General features: G+C 37.9%; 16 protein-coding genes. All 16 read left to right on the top strand.

The features are described 5' to 3' along the window. Positions 1 to 12 precede the first annotated feature (12 nt). Complete coding sequence (locus AADJ06_RS20795; protein ID WP_341228427.1) at positions 13 to 1,434, top strand: hypothetical protein; 1,422 nt, start codon at positions 13 to 15, stop codon at positions 1,432 to 1,434. 4 nt (positions 1,435 to 1,438) lie between these two features. Continuing rightward, entirely contained in the window at positions 1,439 to 2,998 is a 1,560-nt protein-coding gene (locus AADJ06_RS20790) for a glycoside hydrolase family 28 protein (protein WP_341228426.1), read from the top strand. A gap of 39 nt (positions 2,999 to 3,037) precedes the next feature. Beyond that, complete coding sequence (locus tag AADJ06_RS20785; protein ID WP_341228425.1) at positions 3,038 to 4,201, top strand: hypothetical protein; 1,164 nt, start codon at positions 3,038 to 3,040, stop codon at positions 4,199 to 4,201. A gap of 2 nt (positions 4,202 to 4,203) precedes the next feature. Then, entirely contained in the window at positions 4,204 to 5,712 is a 1,509-nt protein-coding gene (locus tag AADJ06_RS20780) for a hypothetical protein (RefSeq protein WP_341228424.1), read from the top strand. A 36-nt stretch (positions 5,713 to 5,748) separates the two neighbouring features. Further along, on the top strand, positions 5,749 to 7,440 hold the full coding sequence (locus tag AADJ06_RS20775) for a glycosyl hydrolase family 28 protein (RefSeq protein ID WP_341228423.1): 1,692 nt from the start codon (positions 5,749 to 5,751) through the stop codon (positions 7,438 to 7,440). A 14-nt stretch (positions 7,441 to 7,454) separates the two neighbouring features. Then, the gene (locus AADJ06_RS20770) at positions 7,455 to 9,167 is read left to right on the top strand and encodes a glycoside hydrolase family 28 protein (protein ID WP_341228422.1); all 1,713 of its coding nucleotides are present in this window, start codon (positions 7,455 to 7,457) and stop codon (positions 9,165 to 9,167) included. 26 nt (positions 9,168 to 9,193) lie between these two features. After that, a complete protein-coding gene (locus AADJ06_RS20765) occupies positions 9,194 to 9,910 on the top strand; it encodes an SGNH/GDSL hydrolase family protein (RefSeq protein WP_341228421.1) in 717 nt (238 codons plus the stop codon). 3 nt (positions 9,911 to 9,913) lie between these two features. After that, positions 9,914 to 11,581 (top strand): sodium/solute symporter, encoded by a 1,668-nt coding sequence (locus AADJ06_RS20760; RefSeq protein ID WP_341228420.1) that lies wholly within the window; start codon positions 9,914 to 9,916, stop codon positions 11,579 to 11,581. Between the two features lie 80 nt (positions 11,582 to 11,661). Beyond that, positions 11,662 to 12,360, top strand: coding sequence for an SDR family oxidoreductase (locus tag AADJ06_RS20755; protein ID WP_341228419.1), 699 nt, complete (start codon positions 11,662 to 11,664; stop codon positions 12,358 to 12,360). Next, the gene (locus tag AADJ06_RS20750) at positions 12,360 to 13,061 is read left to right on the top strand and encodes an RraA family protein (RefSeq protein ID WP_341228418.1); all 702 of its coding nucleotides are present in this window, start codon (positions 12,360 to 12,362) and stop codon (positions 13,059 to 13,061) included. Before AADJ06_RS20755 ends, AADJ06_RS20750 begins: the two co-directional genes overlap by 1 nt. 1 nt (position 13,062) lies before the next feature. Beyond that, on the top strand, positions 13,063 to 15,129 hold the full coding sequence (locus AADJ06_RS20745) for a heparinase II/III family protein (RefSeq protein WP_341228417.1): 2,067 nt from the start codon (positions 13,063 to 13,065) through the stop codon (positions 15,127 to 15,129). Position 15,130: 1 nt separating this feature from the next. Continuing rightward, on the top strand, positions 15,131 to 15,511 hold the full coding sequence (locus tag AADJ06_RS20740) for a VOC family protein (RefSeq protein WP_341228416.1): 381 nt from the start codon (positions 15,131 to 15,133) through the stop codon (positions 15,509 to 15,511). Between the two features lie 81 nt (positions 15,512 to 15,592). Next, on the top strand, positions 15,593 to 16,609 hold the full coding sequence (locus AADJ06_RS20735; RefSeq protein ID WP_341228415.1) for an alcohol dehydrogenase catalytic domain-containing protein: 1,017 nt from the start codon (positions 15,593 to 15,595) through the stop codon (positions 16,607 to 16,609). Between the two features lie 28 nt (positions 16,610 to 16,637). Further along, the gene (locus tag AADJ06_RS20730) at positions 16,638 to 17,402 is read left to right on the top strand and encodes an SDR family oxidoreductase (protein ID WP_341228522.1); all 765 of its coding nucleotides are present in this window, start codon (positions 16,638 to 16,640) and stop codon (positions 17,400 to 17,402) included. A 207-nt stretch (positions 17,403 to 17,609) separates the two neighbouring features. Beyond that, positions 17,610 to 20,093, top strand: coding sequence for an alkaline phosphatase D family protein (locus AADJ06_RS20725; RefSeq protein WP_341228414.1), 2,484 nt, complete (start codon positions 17,610 to 17,612; stop codon positions 20,091 to 20,093). A gap of 482 nt (positions 20,094 to 20,575) precedes the next feature. Continuing rightward, positions 20,576 to 21,223, top strand: coding sequence for an RNA polymerase sigma-70 factor (locus tag AADJ06_RS20720; protein WP_341228413.1), 648 nt, complete (start codon positions 20,576 to 20,578; stop codon positions 21,221 to 21,223). Positions 21,224 to 21,229 lie beyond the last annotated feature (6 nt).

Raw genomic sequence — 21,229 nt, 5'->3', positions numbered from 1 at the left:
AAAAAAGAAACAATGAACATATTAAAATACTTGTCAATAACGAGTTTGATGGTTGGTGCTTTCTCCTGCGACTCTTCATCAAACAATGGAGAATGGAAGAGTTTAGGTCAATTAGAGACTAGAGACGCAAAAGAAATTGAATCAAGCACTTGGTCAATTGGGGGAGAAACCATGGATCGAGATTATACAGATTATCAGTCATACAAAGAGTATTTGGGGCCTCTAGGGGCTAAACGTATACGCCTTCAGGGTGGCTGGGCCAGAACAGAAAAAGTTAAAGGTGAGTATGATTTTGAATGGCTAGATAAAGTTATCCCAGATGCCGCAGAAAGAGGAGTGTCACCATGGGTAGAACTATCTTATGGAAATCCTATTTATGAGGGTGGAGGCGAAGCAAAATTAGCAGGCCTTATTCCTATGGGTGAAGAGGCACTTACGGCGTGGGATAATTGGACTAGAGCTATGGTTAATCGTTATAAAAGTCATGTTCCCGAGTGGGAAATTTGGAATGAACCAGACATAAACAAGACGCATACTGGAAGGCAACTTGGGGAGTTTTACCTAAGAACTGCAAAAATTGTAAAAGAAGAACAACCAGAAGCACGTCTGATTGCATTGGGTATGGCAAGTGTTACGAAACTTGACTTTGTTAGGGATTTTATGGACTACCTAAAAGAAAATGATGGACTTCAATTCATTGATGTTTTCTCATACCATGGGTATACGCCAAATCCGAGTACATCGTACCCTAAAATTGAAATATTGAGAGAGTTGGTATGGTCTTATAATTCAGATATTGAATTTATGCAAGGAGAGAATGGTGCTCCTTCTACACCTAAAGAGGTAACAATAGGTGCTTTACGTCAATATGACTGGACTGAATTATCGCAAGCTAAATGGAACTTACGTCGAATGATGGGCGATCATGGACGTGGAATAGCGACAAACTTGTTTACTATCAGTGATATGCATTATGCGGCAGGCGATCATATGGTAGGGGTAAATACCAAAGGGATTTTGAAAACAAACCCTGATAAAACAATTGAAAGGCCAAAAATGTCATACAAAGCTGCCCAACATGCTTTTTCGCTTTTTGACAGTCAAATAGAATTATTAAAAAATGAAAAACCAATTACTGACCAAGATAGCGTGTCCATATTTCAATATCGCCATAAGAAAAATGGAGGAACAATAACCAGCTTATGGAGTAACGAAGGGCGACCAGCTGAGGAATACCAATCCAAAGTGGCAACGGTGACCCTTGAAAATGCTTCTTTCGAGAAACCAGTATTGGTGGAATTAATCTCTGGTAATGTATTGGAAATTCCTGAAGCAAACTGGAAAAAGGATGGTATGCAATACGTTTTTTCAGGTATACCAATTCCAGACTACCCAGTCTTAATAGCAGAAAAAGCAACATTATTGTTGAAGTAATAAAATGGAAAATATCTCAAGGAAAATACTATGGTTTATGGTTTTGGTTCTGCTCAGCCAAAACGCATCCGCCCAAAGTGCGGACACAAGTATTCCATTTTATTTTCCTAGATGGGAGGAGCCAAGCTTTAAGAAGCAAGTTTTTGACATTCGCTCATATACTGGAAATAAAGTTGACAAGGAAGGTTATATAACTAAGGCCATAGCTCGAGCAATAGAAGATTGTCATCAATCTGGCGGGGGGATAGTGTTGATTCCAGAAGGTGTGTGGCTTACAGGTCCTATTCATCTAAAAAGTAATGTAAACCTTCACATAGAAGAGGATGCTGAAGTGCGGTTTAGCCAAAACTTTGAAGATTATCTTCCTGTGGTTTTAATTCAAAGAGGAGGCTTTTTCTGTTATAATTATTCGCCAATGATTTATGCCAAAGACTGCGAAAATATTGCAATAACTGGAAAAGGAACGCTTAATGGGCAAGGTCAGGTTTGGTGGCCTTGGAAAAACAAGCAGCCAGGAATGACGGAACTGTTTAAAATGGGAAAGTCAAGAGTACCAATTAAGGAGAGAGTGTTTGGTACAGAGGATGATGGCGTAAGACCACCTTTCATACAATTTTTAGAATGTAAGAATATATTGTTAGAAGGCTTTACCATGAGGGACGGCTCTTCATGGAATTTGCATCCTGTTTTTTGTGAAAACCTAATAGTTAGGGGTATTAGTATCATTTCACATGGGCCTAATAATGATGGTATCGATCCCGATGGCTGTAAAAACGTGCTCATTGAAGATTGCTTCCTTGACGTAGGTGATGATGCTATTTGTATTAAGTCCGGTCGTGATGAAGAAGCTTGGGAGATAGGTAGACCGAGCGAAAACATTGTCGTTCGTGGTTGCCATGTACTGTCGGGGCATGGAGGTTTTGTAATTGGAAGTGAAATGTCTGCTGGGGTTAAAAATGTGTTAGTCGAAGATTGCGACTTTTCGGGCACAGATAGAGGAATACGGTTTAAGTCTCGCCTTGGTAGAGGAGGAGTGGTAGAAAATGTTTGGGTTAGAAATATTAGAATGGATTCGATTAAAAATGAAGCGATTGTTTTTAACCTTCTATATGATAGCGAACCAATAGAAAGAGAAATGGCCTATAATCGGAGAACGCGTAATCAATTAAACGATGCACCAGTTTTTAGAAAATTTCATCTTAAAAATATTGAATGTAAAAAAGCCAAAACGGCCATTAAAATTCAAGGTCTTCCGGGAGGTCAATTCCTTTCAGATATTGAGTTAAAGGATATAAAAATAAATAGTTTTCAAGGAGTAATTTGTTCAAACGCAAACGAGATTGTTTTTGAGAATAATAATATTGAATCTGAAAATGGGATGAATTATCACCTTGAAGACTGTCAAAACATAAATATTTCAGAGGAAGTAAAACGCGGAGAAGAATTTATAAGTATAAGCGGCTTAATCCAAGGTGTTCAGGTGAATTATAAAGGTAAAAAGCCGTCCATAAACTTCAGAGATGATTTAATGAAACAGGAAGTGAAAATCCAACTGTGGGAATAGTATTGTTTTAGAAAACGAAAGAAAAAGAATAATAGAAATATGCAGAATAGTTGTTATCAAAGAATAAAGAAGGTGTCGTTGGATTTTGTAGAATCTATGAAGATTGGTCATACGCCTGGGGTTTATAGTAAGGAACCTAATGAAGGTGAGAGTTTCTACGGCTCTTACCATGCAGCACATGTGCTTGATTTATTTGGTGAATTGTCTAGGTATTCTGAAAAGGACTTAGATAGGTGGGCTTCACAGTTTACACGTCGTCAAACAGAGCAGGGTTATTTCTCTAAACATGAATCAGACAAAAAGCGAATTAGGTCCATTGAAGAAATGGAGCCGGCATGGCATTATACAAGAGGAAATATATGGGCGTTAAGGGTTTTAGGTCGTAAAGCCGAAAAGGAATTAAGTTTTTTAGAGCCTTTATTAAATGCTGAAAAATTATATGACTGGGTAAAGCATTATAATTGGGAAAACTCTTGGTCTGCTGGAAATCAGGTTTTAGCAGCCGCTACGGCTCTTTTTGCACATCGAGACTGGTTTGGAGGTTCTGAAGTTAATGATTTAATGGAGAAAGGGATGTACAAAGCCTTAGAGGAGTTACAAGATCCGGAAACAGGTTTTTGGGGGACTCAATTTGGTGCAGATTTACCAAATGGACTTTTTGGAACTATACATGTAGTGCCCATATACTTTGCTCTAGGTTGGCCATTAAAACATTTAGAGCGATGTGTTGACTCCACACTGGCTTGTCAATTACCAGACGGCTCATTTTGGCCCGGAGGGTCTGACTGTCCTGACTTTGATGGAGCATATCAACTAGTTAATCTGATGGCTTTGACAGATTACCGAAGAGAAGATGTGGAGGTGGCTTGTCGCAAATACTTAGCTCATGCTTTGCAGCATGAAAGCGAAGATGGAGTAGGTTGGTTATTGCATAGAAAAGATAGTGAACTAGCAGATTGGGTTCCTCGTCCTCACTGGATTTGGAAAGAGGGAGATAAGATGGCATCTGCAGAGCTTCGAGATGAAGACCCAAATCGAGAGAAAATTATGTTAGGATCATGGTTTTATCCTCTTTCCATTGCTCTGGTGAGTGAATTCTTAGGAGATACCGGTTATGAAGGAAATTATCAGTATAACGCTAATTCATTGCATGTTTGCAATGTTTTCAACGGGGCATTAAATAACGAAAATAAAGACACATAATTATGGAAAGTAATAGAAGGGTATTTCTGAAATCTTTAGCTGTTCTTCCCTTGCCTGCATCTCTTATTGGTCGGGGAGAAGAAGGGGTTGTTACGATTTTTAAAAATGATAAAATTGAATTAGAAAAGATTGGTAATGTTGAAATCAAAAAGCCTAAAGACATTCAATCTTCTCCTTTCGGAATTGGTTGTGAGACCCTAGACCGTAAACTTTGGGAACCGAAAGAGGTATATCCTTGGATGGATGATTTATCTGTTAAATGGGCAAGATTACAAACTGGTTGGAACCGCGTTGAAGCTGTTAAGAATAAGTATGAATGGAAATGGTTAGATGAAAGTGTAGATGGTTTAATTCAGCGTGGTTTCCAACCTTTTTTTAACGTGGGGTATGGAAACCTCCATTATACGGAGAGTGAAAGGGGCTCTCATCCAATGCTTACTCAAGAAGCCAAAGATGGCTGGGTTCGTTTTGTGAAAGCTTTGGCTAAACGCTATAAAGGGAAAGTTCAATACTTTGAAATTTGGAATGAACCAAATCTAAAAGGCTTTTGGAGGCCAGGGGAAGTTGATGCTAGTTTGTATGTCGATTTAGTGAAGCTTACAGGACCAATAATTCGTAAGAATTGTCCAGATGCTAGGTTAATTGGTGGAGTGACTTCTAGGATTCCCTTCACGTTCATTAAAGCTATGTTCGAAGCAGGTTTGGGTAATGAAATAGACATTTTTTCTTTTCATCCCTATGGCACAGTTCCAGAAAGTTACACCGATAGAATAAAGGCTTTAAAAACTTTTATTACAAAGTACAATCCTAAACTCAAATTATGGCAAGGTGAAAATGGCTTTGCCTCCGATCCCAATAGTACAGGTTTTGCCGGAGAAGGCCCCTATACCGAAAATATACAGGCGAAAATTATGCTAAGACGCCTACTGACAGATTGCTCATTAGGCATAGACATGACACTTTGGTTTTTAATTATTGATTTACATGATTACCCAAAGGGGTCAGGGAAAATAAACTACAAAGGGATATTAAGAGCCAAGCCTACTATAAGCCCAAAAGTTGCTTTTAAAGCACTGCAATACCTTGGTAGTCTAATACATGGAGATGTAAATGTTCATAATTCCATTATACAAGTTATTGACGGGAAAGGAGTACTAGGAGAAAAGGAATATGTGGCTTACGGGAATGGAGTTGGCAAAACACTTCAATCGGTTAGCTCTACTACATTAAATACCACGAATGGGCTAGTACTTGCCTTTTGGTCAACTGAAAAAGCAGCGGATAACTATGAGGATAGAAAGGCTCATATTATTTTATGGGATTGGGAAGGAAGTGGATTTGAAGATCCTGTTTTAATTGATCCCTTAAAAGGTGAAATATTCGCTCTCAAAGAACATGAAAAGGTTTATGATAACGATAAGCACAGGTTAAGTCATGAGGCTCAATTGTTGAGAAATCTCCCTTTACGTGATTATCCTTTGCTAATAATGGAGAAGAAAGAAGTCGTTTGATGGAAAAGGAAACGAATACCAGACTTATTGTAATAAATGAATTATAAAATACTTGTTGTTTTAATTCTAGCTAATGTCTTAGTGCCAACTTGGTGTGCACTTGGCTCAGAACAAAGCATTCGCTCAACGGCTAAGCTTAGTGAGCATTTGGACAATAGTGGTTTTATCGTAGATTCAGGTACTTGGGATGTATACGCTCAAGGAGCGAAAGGAGACGGAAAAACAAAGGATACTGAAGCTATCCAAGAGGCAATAAATCTTTGTCATTCAGCGGGAGGAGGTCGAGTTTACTTACATAACGGCAAATTCTTATCTGGAACCATTTATTTAAAGAGCAACGTGACACTGCACATCGAGTCTGGTGCAATGCTGTTGGGTAGTGATCAGGTAGACGATTACCCAATAACACCTTCGAAATATCCTTCCTATTCAGGAGATTTTGTTACGAATAAAACGCTCATTTATGCCGAGGATGCCCATAATATTTCAATTATTGGGAATGGCATCATTGATGGCCGAGGAGACGATTTTGATGGCCCGTATCTATTTCCTTCTTTTAGTGGAAGACCTAGAATTATTCATTTTCGAGGCTGCGAGGATATTCAGATTAGAGATATAACTTTAAAAAACTCCGGCTCATGGGTACAGTCTTATCAATCATGTAAAAACATGATCATTGATGGAATTACGGTTGATAGTCGTGAAAATGTAGACATTGAAAAGCCAAGGTTCTATGCCCAAAGGGGACGAAATACCGATGGACTAGATCTGGTAGATTGCGAAAAGGTTCGAATCTCTAACTGTTATATTAATAGTGGAGATGATGGAATTTGTCTTAAAAGCTTTTCTCCAGATCAAGCTTGCCGAGATATTACAATTACAAATTGTATAGTGAGTACAAATGCCTCAGGAATTAAAATTGGGACAGAAACTAGTGGCACATTTGAGGATATTACCATCACAAATTGTACAATATATGATACCCGGATAGATGCACTTAGTATCATGACTGTAGATGGGGCACGAATCGAACGTATAAGTATGTCCAATATATCATTACGAAATATAAAAGGTTCCGCAATATTTATTCGCCAGGGAAACCGCAACCGTCCTTATCGTAAGGATGCAGAAATAAACAAACCTCATTTGAAAGATATTTTGATTGAAAATATTCAGGGCTCGGGTATCTCTTCTAATCAAGGCTGTTCGATAACAGGTTTAAAAACGGCATTGGTAGAGAATGTTGTTTTGAGAAATATAAACCTAGACTTTGAAGGTGGGAAATTGGCAGATGAGAGTTTGCGAACTATTCCCGAAAAAGAAGACGCTTATCCTAATGGTTTAACTTTTGGGACTTTACCTGCATATGGTTTTTATATTCGTCATGTCAAAAATATTGTTTTAGACAATGTTCAACTTTCCTATGATAAAGAGGACCAAAGACCCGCTGTGATTTGTGAGAACACCGAATCATTACGTATAAATAGTTTAAGGGCGGAGTCATCTCTAAAAACACCTGCGGTGATTAGTTTGATTGGTTCAAGGGAAGTTACTATCAGTAACTCTGAATCAATGGGTACTGGTAGAGTATTTTTATCTGTCAACGGGCAGGAGTCTAATGACATAAATTTGATAAACAATAGACTTAAAGGAATGCAGCATAAATATGTGCTTGGAGATTCCGCAACGAAATCTATTGTAAATGAATTTGGAACAATTGAAAAATGAAATATCTCAGTAAAATGAAACATAAATTCCTTGTTATATTAATATTGACTGTTGTTTTAGCACCTATAAAAAGGGTGTTTGCTTCAGGTCAAAGTTGGGATTTCGATTCTAAGTCTACTGATGGAGATGGAGTGAATGAAAATAATTTTTCTCTTGATTCAGGCACTTGGGATGTATATGACTACGGTGCCAAAGGTGATGGGAAAACCTTGGATACTGAGGCTATCCAAAAAGCAATAGATCTATGCCATAAAGCAGGCGGAGGTCGTGTTTACTTACATAATGGTATATTTTATTCGGCTACCATTTACTTGAAAAGTCATGTGACGCTGTACGTGGAGGCTGGTGCTACATTATTAGGAAGCGGAGATGCAGAGGATTATGCAAATACTGCATCTGATTACCCTACTTATGATGGCGATTACACAAGTAAAGCACTTATCTACGCCGAAAATGTAATCAACATTACCATTGAAGGTCGTGGTACTATTGACGGAAATGGGCATGTCATAGACAAGCGAAAATTGACCGATGCTTATCAGTATCCTTCCTTTCAGCATCGCCCTCGGATTATTCATATGCGAGGAGTTGAAAATATACAGATTAGGGATATCACCCTAAAAAACTCTGCATCCTGGGTGCAAACCTATCAACAATGTAGAAATTTGGTAATAGACGGTATTACCGTGGACAGTAGAGAGAATAAGGATATAGAGCAAGCTAACCGCGAGCATTCCGTAAAGCATCGAAATACTGATGGGCTTGATATTGTTGATTGCGAACTGGTTAGGATAGCGAACTGCTACATTAACGCTGGAGATGACGGGATTGTCTTAAAGAGTTTTTCACCTGATAAGGCATGCAGAGATATAGTGATAACTAATTGTGTATTAAGTTCAGGGGCGAGTGGTATAAAAATAGGGACAGAAACGACGGGTCGCTTTGAGGACATTCTCGTGCAGAATTGTGTGGTTTTCGATACTTATGGAGAAGGGATAGCGATAATGACAGCAGATGGTGCCATTATCCAGAGGGTTAATATCTCAAATATCACTTTGAGGAATATCAAACGTCAGGCTATTTTTATTCGGTTGAGTAGTAGGAATAAGAAATTTGGTACCCATACGGTCACCAACTCGCCAGTTCTAAAAGATATCATTATTCACAATATTAAAGGGACTAGGTTGTCACCATTAGGCTGTTCCATTACTGGATTAGTAGATACTCCTTTGGAAAATATAGTGCTAAGCAATCTTGATCTTGAATTTGAAGGAGGACTGACGGACGTAGATCCTAATCATCAGGTACCTGTCAAACCAAATGGCTCTCCAGTGGGTGGTATGTTCGGAAACTACTTGCCTAGTTATGGTTTTTTTGTTCGGAATGTGAAAAACCTTAGGCTAGACCAAGTTCAGCTGCGATTTGCTCAGGATGACGTTCGTCCTGCTATGATTTGCGACAATGTTGAATTACTAAATATAAATGGATTGAAGGCTCAATCTATTCAAAAAACATCCGCACTAATTAAACTTGTTAATGCAAAAGAAGTTTCAATTTCTCAGAGTAGGTTGACTGGGAATGGGGCCGTTTTTCTGGAGGTAAAAGGGGAGCAGTCTAGAGACATAAATCTTGTCAATAATAATCTTAAAGGAGTAGAACAGAAGTACGTGATCGAGCAACCTTTATTGAAGGGGATTGTGCAAGAATTTGGAACCATCGAAAAGTAAAATTGAAAGTAACTTATTGAAATGAAATGAAAAGAATTATTAATATAAAAACAACGGTACTGATGTTCGGATTGGCTATTACGCTATCCGCATGGAGTTTATCTCAGCCATCTATTTTTTTGATAGGAGATAGTATCTCCATTCAATATGGACCATATCTAGAAAAGTACTTAGAAGGTTCGGTAGAATTTGACCGTAAAAGGGATGATGGAAGAGCCGAGAAAAACCTGGACATTCCTGTAGGTGCCAATGGTGGAGACTCTAGGATGGTTTTGGCCTATTTAAAGAAGAAAACACAAGAACCTGATTTTCAACCAGATTTTTTAGTACTAAACTGTGGATTACATGATATTAAACACAATCCTAAAACAGGAGTAATTCAAGTAACCGAACAGGAGTATAGAAACAACTTACTAGGCATTATAGAGGTGTTGAAAAAGAAAGAGATTGGCTTGATTTGGATACGAACCACAGCTGTGGTAGACTCTATTCATAATAACAAGTCTAAGTCAATTAGAAGGTATGCTGCTGATGTAAGTACTTATAATGGCATAGCTGATGAAATTTTCACGGCACAGGACATTCCAATGATAGATCTGTTTGGTTTTACTAAGAAATTAGGTATTGAGCAGTTTAAAGATCATGTACATTATAATGATGAAACAAGAGCATTACAAGCAGCCTTTTTAGCAGGTTCTATACAGAATCATTTAAGAGGTTCAATAACAATAGAAAACGATTAAAATATGAGTTCTTTAGTAACCCTAGATTATATAGCTATAGTACTGTACCTCGTCTTGATGGCAGGGATTGGGCTGTTTTTTAAATGGTATGTGAAAGATGTCAACGCTTATACAAAAGGCTCAGGTGCCTTGCCATGGGTAGCCGCTGGAATAAGCAATTTTATGGCCTTGTTCAGCACTTTTATTTTTGTGGCATACGCTGGTATTTCTTACGAATACGGTTTAGTTTCGGTAACAGTGCTAACAAGTACAGTACCTGCATGTATTATTGCAGCACTAATATTTGCCAAAAGATGGCGTCGTTCTAATGTTTCAACACCCATAGAATATCTTGAAACTCGCTTTAATTCTTCACTGCGTCAAACTGTTGGTTGGGTGGGGATATTTATGAGGATTTTAGATAATACTGTGCGTCTATACGCTATTGGTATTTTTCTTACGGCGGTTACGCCATTGTCGTTACCAATGGCCATGGTTGTTTCCTCCATTATTGTCATTGCCTTTACCATATATGGTGGCTTATGGGCAGTTTCCATTATGGGAACGGTGCAGTTCATTATACTTCTCTTTACATCTATTATGTTATTCTGGCTTTCTTTAGATCATATCGGAGGCTTCGAGGCAATCTCAGAGAAACTACCAGATCATTTAAATTGGTTTAATGGACCTAAAGGCCAGTTTTTCTGGCTCGCAATTTATTACCTGATGATCATCATTAAATACAACGAGAATTGGACGTTTATTCAAAGATTTTACTCCGTTAGGGATGAAAAGGAAGCTGAAAAGGTAGGCTATCTGAGTGCTGCTTTGTTTCTAGTAACGCCCATTATTTTTCTGGTACCTCCTATGGTTGCCAAAATTCTAATGCCTGAGTTGCCAGATAAAGAAATGGCTTACGTAGCTATTTCAAGCTTTTTATTGCCTCCAGGTCTAATGGGTGTGATGATTGCTTCTATGTTTGCGGCTACTATGTCATCACTAAATTCGGAGTACAATGTCATAGCCAGTGTTTTATCAAAAGATGTATATCAGCGACTTATAAATAATGACGCCACCGACAAACAACTTCTTTTGATTGCTAAGATAGCTTCTGTTTTGGTTGGTTTACTTGTTTTGTTTGGGGCCTTGTTTATTCAAGATTTTGGAGGAGCTTTTGAAGCCAATAAATTATTTACAGGAATCTTCGCGATTCCAATAGGTATCCCCCTGGTGCTTGGTATTTTAAGTAAAAGACCTACTTCAAAGGGAGCTATGCTCACCGTTATTATTGGAGCCTTGGTCGGTATAGTTTTGAACTCTATGCCGCAATATTTTTCTTGGGAAATGGCAACGACCATTGAAGTAATAGTTTGTCTTCTTATTTTCTATTCTTCTGGCTTAAAAGCGTCTACTAATCCTAAGTATGTAGCACGTGTTGAAGGCTTTTTTAGGCTTCTGAATACTCCTATTACAGATAAACCAACTGTTGATAGAAAATTTGAAAATGCTCTGAAATACTTGTATGCCATTTCACTTCTATTTGCTGCCCTTCTTTTTATTGGAATGGGGCTAATTTACTATACAGAACTTAGTGGCATGTTATCTATAGTTTCGGGTATGGTTTGTCTTTTTATTGGTGGAGTGATGTGGTGGTTAAAGAACAAAAAAGATAAAACAAGGGAGGAGTCTTAAAGAAAAGGTAATAATAGAATTATAAGTAATGTCAATACTTGAAAAGAGCAAGTATGATTTAATAATTGAAATAGAATAAAATGGATAAACTTAAAAATAAGACAGTATTTATCACTGGTGCATCAAGTGGTATAGGGAGGGCAACAGCTCAATTATTGTTAGAAAAGGGAGCAAATGTCTTCGACTTTAGCCGAAGTAGACAACTTTCAAATGAAATGACGCATGAAAACTTACGCTCGTTTAAGGGAGATGTTACTGTAGAAGCCGATGTTATAGCAGGTTTTAAAGCGTGTATGGAAGCATTTGGTTCGGTGGATGCCCTACTTAATAATGCAGGAGTAGGGAGTGTTTCTCCTGATATGTCAACTATAGAATTAGATGTATTTGACCAGATGATGGATGTAAACGTCAAAGGGGTTTTCTTATGTAACAGGGAAGCACTAAAGGTGATGAAAGAAAAGCAATCAGGGCATATTATTACGGTGATATCAATGGCTGGTCAGCGTACTAACCCTAATGCACCAATCTACTGTTCTTCTAAGTTTGGAGCACGAGGCTTAAGTAGTGGCTTGGCAGATCAAGTATTAAAGTTAGGAATCAAAGTAACAGATGTAAACCCAGGGCCTACAGATAGCGATTATTGGGGAGACAGAAAGGTGCCAAGGGAGAAATTCCTGAAACCAGAAGATGTGGCTAATGTAATCTTGTTTGTGCTAAGTCAGCCTGATTATGTGGTAATAAGAGAAATCAATTTTGACAACATGAAATTTTTGGCATAATGAAAACGGAATTACACACGACCGAAGTTACCAAGGCTTCTCCATTTCCAATTTCGGTAAGTGAAATGAGAGAAAGGTATTTGAAACTATATACAGGTGCCGTAAATGATGTATTACGTTTTAATTATAAAATGCACACATCCAGTTTACCTTCACACTTTGCTCCATTAAGAGAGAGTATGAAAGTGGCAGGCTTGGCTTTCACGGTAAAAGGAGGGCCAGATATTACCACAGAAGGCGAGTTTGAAATGAGAGCTGAAATGCTTGAGGCACTCCATGAAGATACTGTGGTTGTATGGGATTGTACAGGAGATATAGTGACTTCACAATGGGGGGAGGTCATGTCAATGGCAGCAGCCAAATTAGGTTGCAGAGGTGCTATTGTGAATGGTATACGTGACACAAAGGCAATTTTAGATTTAGGTTTTCCTGTCTTTCATCAATTCAAATCGAATACAGGTATGTTGGGGCGTTTTAGAATGTACCATTATCAAAAACCTATCTTAATGGGTGAGGTAGTGGTAACACCTGGAGATTGGGTTTTTGGTGATTTGGATGGTGTCATTTCTATTCCGAAGGCTATAGCTTATGATGTTCTTTTGGCTACAGAAGAAATACTAAATAAGGAAGTTGAAATTAGAGAAATGGTTGAAAGTGGAATGAAACCAACTGAGGTTGTGAAAAACGGCGGATATTTCTAAAATGGCAATATTTTTAAGTACATCTGAGAAAAGAGCTATTCTAAAATCTGTTGAAACAGAGAGTGAATTGTTATTCTCTTTCTATCTAGCTTTAGAAAATCGTGTAAATCAACGTGTTTCTTGGGGCAGTCTCCTTGGACCAAATGCTAGCACTATTTGGTGGCACACGGCAGCAGAGTATTTATCGGATGCTGCTATGCTTTACGCATTGAAACCAAATTCAGCATTGAAGGAATGGCTAAAGCGTCACTGTCTGGAAATTGTTAGAAAATCGGAATACGATTGGGTTGGTCCAGGTTTTAGAAATCATTCCGAACCTTATATTGGTAATCTAGAAACAGCACATTTATGCTGGGGGGTAGCTGCTACTTATGACTTGGCTAAAGATATTTTCACAAGTTCAGAAAAGGAAGAAATTGAACTTGCTTTGCGTGAGAAAGGGCTGGAATTGTGCAGGAAATGGTTAGAAAATAATAATCATTTGGCCAATTGGCGGAGTGTGTTGTTTAGCGGTGCTATGGTAGCGGCTGTAGTTTTGGAAGATGAAAAAAACGTTAGGGAGCTTTTACCAGAATTTAAATTATGCCTAGACGCTCTTCAGGATGATGGTTCTTATGGAGAGTCTCTGCAGTACGGTAATTACCTATGGATAGCTCAGACTTTTGCAAAAGAAGCTGTTTTGAGGAAATATCCAGAGTTCTTGAATGCTGAAAATGTAAGCCAATCTATATATCACAAGTCTTCTGTCAATTGGTTTGCTACTAGTATGTTGTATAGTAAGCCTTTGGTGACTTGGGGAAGTGAGCCTAGAGCCAGAGCTGTTAACTTTAATGATAGTGCGGCTATATTTAGACCATCTGCCGACGTATTACTTTCTATTGCAGTCAGAACTAAGGATAGTAAGGAGGCTGGTTTGGCATATTGGATGTTTGAAAAATATTACCAGCCTGTTCCTAAGCAAGGACCTCATGATCTCGCTGCATTTGGGATGGTAAATGATTGGGGGTTTTTGACACTGCCTTTCTTAACTTATTCCTTAAAAAGTCTTTCTCCAGAAAGAGCCAAGTTGGCTTTAACTACGCGGTTCTCAAATGGAAATCGATTTGCAAGAGATGCATGGGAAGGGAAGACCGTTTTAGCCACTAATGGTGGTAGTGAGCCACTCCATGGGTTAGGGCATCTTCATGGAGATTTAAATAGCTTTATTTTAGTTCATAATCAAGAAAGGCTTTTGGTAGACCCAGGGCATTCATGTTATAGGAATCTTATTCACGGCCTTGAAAGCAGCTCTCAAACGCATAATACGTGCACATTTTTAATAGAGAAAGAATCTTTAGGGCTGCAAGAAGACATGGCTAAAGCCTCACTTTTAGAGCAAAAAAGTGTTTTCCCTAGACGCAGGATTTCAAATGGCAAAGGTGCTGAGAAAATACAAAGAGGTGATAGGAGTCTAATATGTTCAAGAGACGGAGCTGTGTCTGTATTAGGGGCTGAGGTTGGTAGTGCCTATGGAAAACCTATAAAGAGTTTCTCAAGGTTATGGGTTTTAGCTGGTAGTCATACTCTTTTTATTATTGATGAAGTTAAGGCAGACTATCCTGTAACGACTGTATGGAACTGGGTGGTTAACAACAAGGATAGAAACACTAAATGGGAAAGCCAGGGAAACTCATTAACCGTGGAAAAAGGGAATGCGGCTATGAGGCTTATGCATGGCGGTAACACGAACACAGCTTTTCCTGTATTTGGCTTCCTTCATGATTCCTACCATACAGAACCCAATCAATTGGGAGAGGGTAGGTCTGGTGACAGCCTGATATTTAGATTTACCGAAAATGAGAAAAGAAAAAATAGAAGGGTTGTTCATACAATTGCACTGGATGAACCCGAAAAATTAGGCCAATGGTCTTTTAAAACTAATGACAATGTCCATTCGATTGGAAATGGTTTAGAGAGTTGGCGATTAGAAACTCCCGATGACGGCTCTTTAACTATTGTTTCTGGTTCAGGAGAAGAATGGAAAGTGAAAAGTGTGAAGACAGAATACGAACTCAAAAGAATAAAATAATATGCTTTTTTTAGGAATAGATCATCCAGCTGTGGCAGCAAAAGATGTTGAAGAATTGGCTAATTGGTATTGCACCAATTTAGGGTATACCAAATGGTTTCGTCACGAAAAACCAGTTTGGATGCTAAAAGCTCCAGATAATTCCCTTTTAGAGATTATGCCTATAGATGAAAGCGAAAGACCGAAAAGAACTACATGGACGCCTGGATGGTCACACATTGCCATAAGAGTGAGTGATATAAAAAAAGCTATAGAAGTATTAGATGAGGCAGGGGTTCTATGGGGAGGAGAATTGGCCAATGCAATCGGCGGAGGTCAAGTGCGTAACTTTTTCGACCCAGAAGGGAATATGCTGCAAATTTTAGAGAGAAAGGGTCTATAGGCTGATTGTAGTGTAGTATGTTTTGGCTTGTTAGTGAGCCTGTTATGTAAATTATTAAACCTTAATGTAAAGAGAAAGCTCATGAAGATGAACGCATTGTACTATGGAGGACAGCGAAGCTTCCAAATAAAAGAAACAGAGAAAAGTGCTTTAGGAAAAAGTGAAGTGAGATTGAAGATGGCCTATGTTGGTGTTTGTGGAACAGATGTGCACATTTACCATGGAAACATGGACACACGTGTTAAAATACCTCAAGTAATTGGACATGAAGTTTCAGGAGTGGTGGAGGAGTTAGGTGAGGGTGTAATTGGTTGGAAAATTGGAGATAGAGTTACTGTTCGTCCGCTGCATCCTGGAGTCGAATCACCTATTGATAATGGGTTTAAACATATTGGTCAAAACCTTAAGTTTATTGGTATTGATACCCCAGGGGGAATGCAAGAATACTGGAATGTTCCCTCATTTACGCTTCATCATTTACCAGACAATCTTTCTTTAAAATTAGGAGCAATGATTGAGCCTCTGGCTGTGGCGTGTCATGATGTCCGTTTGGGAGAGGTTAAATCTGGCGAATACGCCGTTGTTATCGGTGGAGGGCCGATTGGTTTATTAATAGCTTTGGTAGCAAGGCAAAAGGGGGCAAATGTGTTAATCTCTGAAGTAAATAAAAGTCGATTGGCCTTTATAAAATCATTGGGTTTTGAATGTGTAAACCCCATTGAGGCAGATTTAGTAAAAAGTGTGGCAGATTTCACAAAAGGAGCCATGGCTGATGTAGTTTTTGAAGTTTCAGGTGTACAAGCAGGAGTTTCAGTAATGACAGATTTGCCAAGAGTTAGGGGAAGAATAGTAATGGTAGCTATTCATGCGGAGCAAAAGTCGGTAGATCTCTTTCGTTTTTTTTGGAGAGAGATAAAGTTGATAGGTGCAAGAGTATATGAGCCCCAAGATTTTGAAGAAGCAATAGAGTTAGCTGCAAGTGGTAATTTACCTTTAGAGGAAATGATTACACAAGTATCTCCTCTTTCGGAGGCAGAAGACGTGTTCAAAACGATAGATAGTAATCCCGCAGGGATGAAGTATCTACTTGAAATTTAAATAATTACAAAAGTAAAGAGCAATGAATATATTTGAATCATTTAGTTTAAAAGGAAAAACAGCTTTAGTAACGGGCTGTAAACGAGGAATAGGAAAAGGGATGACCTTGGCATTGGCGGAAGCTGGTGCAAATATCATTGGAGTATCTGCTACCCTTGAATTAGAAGGGAGTACTGTAGAAAATGAAGTTAAAGCCCTAGGAAGAGAATTTTCTGCCTATCAGTGTGACTTTAAAGATCGTACAGCCCTCTATGGTTTTATTGAAAAGGTAAAATCAGAACATAAGCAAATTGATATTTTAATTAATAATGCTGGAAACATACTCAGGAAGCCTGCAGCAGAGCACCCAGATGAGTATTGGGATGAAATTATAGAGATAAATCTTAATTCTCAGTTTATTCTGGCACGAGAGTTTGGCAAAGAGATGATTGAACGTGGAGAGGGTAAGATAGTTTTCACGGCATCTCTTTTAACTTTCCAAGGTGGTATTACTGTCCCGGGGTATGCATCAAGTAAAGGAGCTATTGGGAGTTTAGTGAAAGCTTTGGCAAATGAATGGGCTGCCAAAGGCGTAAATGTAAATGCTATAGCTCCTGGCTATATAGCTACAGATAATACTGCAGCCTTAAGAAATGATGAGGAACGAAGTGCTTCTATTCTTTCCCGTATTCCAGCTGGAAGATGGGGTAAGCCGGAGGATTTTAAAGGAGTAGTGGTTTTTCTATCTTCACCAGCTGGAGCTTATGTGCATGGTAGTATAGTGACTGTAGATGGGGGCTGGATGGGCAGGTAATAGTATTATCATTTGCTAATACACCTTCATGAAATAACTATTTCTAAGGCCAAGTTTCATTTGTTTAGAGAGGGATGTATAAATGTTGAGAACGTTTCATTATGGATGTTTGGTAAGAAGTTTAATATATTAGGTAACTTTTAGAAACGCTCTCTGATAAATAAATAATTTCAACCTAGGGATTAAATAAACCAGAACACTATTAAGATGGATATTGATAGAAGAACTTTCATACAAAGCTTAGGACTGGGGCTGCCTATTATTAATAGTAATAAAAGTGATTTTTTTATTCCTTTTAATGAAGAAACAGAGGAGTTTAAGAAGAATTTCAACTCTATAAAAGATAGAGTTTGGCTAGGAAAGGAGTTTTGGAGTATTCCTTTGGAAGATTGGAGTGTACGAGATGGAAAAGTTGTTTTTGATGGCTCCTTCAATGGTTCACGGACACATTTTTTAACAAAGAAATTGAGTAAAGATGATGGCTCTTTTCTTGTAAAAGCAAAATGTGGGGTATTGAAAATAGAATCGGAAAATGCTTCGGTTGGTTTTTCTTTAGGTATTTTAGATAGACAAACTGATAAGGAAAGTACGGTTTCAAATTGTTATTTTGGTGAGGGTATAGAACTTGGGGTTGCTCTAAATAAGGTATTATTTATTGGATCAAGAAAATATCAAATTGATGGAGAATTTAATTTTGATGATTTTGAAATTATTGTAAGTGGTGAAACTAATAAGGGTCAGACATCAATTAAGCTAGAAGTTCTTGATAAAGAAGGGAAAAAATACTCTTTAATAGAAAATGTTTCCGAAAATTTGGAAGGACTAATTTGCCTGCACCATCAGCTTTCCGGAAGCTCATTTTGGTGGGATCAACTATATATATCAGGGCAGAAGATTGTTAATGAAAAAGAAGAAGTAGGGCCAGTTGTATGGTGTATGTATACGCTTTCTGAGGGTGATTTAAAGCTGACCGCTCAATTAATGCCGATTGGACAAACTGATAGTCAGAATGTCCATCTAGAAATCTTTAGAAATAATCAATGGCAGCGGATAGGAACATCAAAGGTAGATGTAAGGGCTTTTATTGCCCGTTTTAGTATAAATGAGTGGGGTTTTCAAGAGGATATTAACTATAGAGTTCTCTACAAAATTGATGGCATAAATGAAGAGTATACAGGAACAATAAGAAGAGAGCCAACAAATGGAAAGTTAATATTAGGTGCTCTAACATGCCAAAATGATATGGGGTTTCCATATAGACCATTAGTCGAAAATCTGGAAAATAAGAATCCAGATATGTTGTATTTTTCGGGAGATCAGATTTATGAAGGCAACGGAGGATATCCTATCAAAAGATTTCCTGAAGATAAGGCTATTTTAAGTTACTTAGGTAAGTGGTTTATGTTCGGTTTGGCTTTTGGTAATATCATGAAAGATAGGCCAACTATATGTACACCTGACGATCATGATGTCTTTCAAGGGAACCTCTGGGGAGAGGGAGGAGAACATGTTAGTTTGGAAGAGTGGGCTGCGAGAAAAGATGCGAGAGGAGGGTATGTGCAAAGTACTCTTATGGTAAATGTAGTTCACCTTACTCAATGTTCTCATTTACCTAACCCAATTGTGAAGGAGATGCTTCCCTCGGGAATAAGTACTTGGTTTACCGGGTTGAAGTATGGTCGAATTAGTTTTGCTATAGTTAGTGACCGACTTTTTAAGTCTGGTCCAGAAATGATCAGAAAAGGAGTTGGTAGAATTGACCATGTTAGATTTAAGTTAGAAAAGGATGAGGTAGAATCAGACGAGCTTTCATTAATGGGCAATTTGCAGACTGCTTTTATGGAGGATTGGATAGTTGATTGGGATAATGCTGATATGAAGGTTATGCTTAGCCAAACCATATTTGCGAATGTAGCTACACATCATGGCCCAAAACAGAAGTTTTTGCAAGGCGATATGGACTCTGGGGGGTGGCCAAAAAGACAAAGAGATGAAATATTGAGAATAATGAGAAAGGCTGAAGTCTTTCATATAAATGGTGACCAACATTTACCTTTTATTGTGAAATATGGAATTGAGAGGCCAAAAGATGGAGGTTGGGCTTTTTGTACGCCAGCTATAGCAACTGGATATCCTCGATGGTCTAAACCTGACCAAGTAAATATTCCACATATTGAAAGACCCATTCACAATTTAGCAAATACAGGTCTTTATAAAGATGTATTTGGTAATGAGAATTTTGTTTTCGCAGTCGGTAATCCAGCGGAGGAATTTGACTTTGAGCTAAATCGATATAGGAAAGCTAATTTGAAAGCTTCTGGATTTGGGCTGGTTACTTTTAGTAATGTTAAGCGAGAAATAAAGATGGAAGCCTTTCGCTTTTTAGCGTCCTCGACCGAGGAAAAAACTTATCCGGGATGGCCGCTGACTATTCATCAGTCTGAAAATGATGGAAGACAAGCCTTGGGATACCTACCTCTGATAAAGTCTAAGAATAAAAACCAGATCCTAAAGGTTTTTGTTTCGGATAGAAATGAAATTGTTCATAGTATTCGAATACAAGGTTATGAGCATAGACCTAGGGTCTATGAAAATACTAGCTATAGAATTGAACTAGGTGAAAAAGAGACGCTCCAAATTAAAGATAATGTTGAAATAAGTCGAGATTCTAGTGAAACGTTATTTTTTTAAGAGACCCTTATTAAGATCTAGTTTATAAGTTGAAATGGATGTGGAAGAACTTTAAACTTACAACTTCAAACTACGCTCATACAAGACTTTATTTTTGAAGCTGTTAAGATATACATCGAATGATTTCCAGTTTTTTTACTTCAGTTTGTCTTATTGCTCTTTTTACCGTTTAATTGTTTTAACGTAAAATTGAGTAGATAGTGAATAGGTTCTTGTTCAAATAGCCGTCAACGACAGTCTCTAGCGTTTTAAAGCAGACACCCATCGCATAGGTTTACATCCTCCAAATTCTAAACCCTTATTGTGTAGCAACCACGAATGATGGTACCAGTACCATGTCGATTTTTTTTGTCGACAGAAAAAGTGCACAAAGCTTCGAATTAGCCTTATTGTAGAAATAATTGAAAAATTTCAAGAGTCGATGTGGGGTTTGTCCAAATAATTGTGCCTTTATTAATATATAACCCTTGACGAATCATAAGATGAAACCCAATACAGAGCAAAAATTAATAAAGCCGAGTTTAAAGAAGGTATCTAGTAATGAGATAGAGTTTAATCAAGAGGTTATTCTGACAAAGACTTTCCGAGAATCTGCTAGTGATGGATTTGAGTTAATGTTTAGATATTATTATGCCGCACTGTGTAGTAATGCTATTCGCATAGTTTATGATCGAGAAACGGCAGAAGATATTGTTTCTGATGTTTTTGAAGACTTTTGGGAGAGGCGTTGTAATATGGAGATGAAAACTTCCTACAAAGCTTATTTATATCAGTCTGTCAGAAATAAGTCATTGAATTATTTAAGAAGAAGTGTAAATAAAAACTATTTGGTAGAAGAAATTAATGAAGAGGTTCTGAACAAAAGGATTCAGACGACGCCAGAGGATATTATAAACTTCCACGAACTTATACAACATTTAGAAAAGGCAATAGGAGACCTACCCAAGCAATCTAGAAGAGCTTTTCAGCTGAATAGGTTAGATGGTAAACGGTATGTTGAAATTGCAGATGAATTGAATATTACAGTTAGTGCAGTTGAAAGGTTAATAGGTAGAGCTTTGAAAAAATTAAAAGAAGCATTAATCAAAGATGCATATTTAGGGGTAATGCTTGTATTAATAGTTAACTAAATAAAG

It is taken from the genome of uncultured Arcticibacterium sp. (assembly GCF_964021845.1).
Classification (GTDB): Bacteria; Bacteroidota; Bacteroidia; order Cytophagales; family Spirosomataceae; genus Arcticibacterium.
The sequence above is the reverse complement of the archived record's forward strand: the minus strand, read 5'-3'. Positions and strand labels throughout refer to the sequence as shown.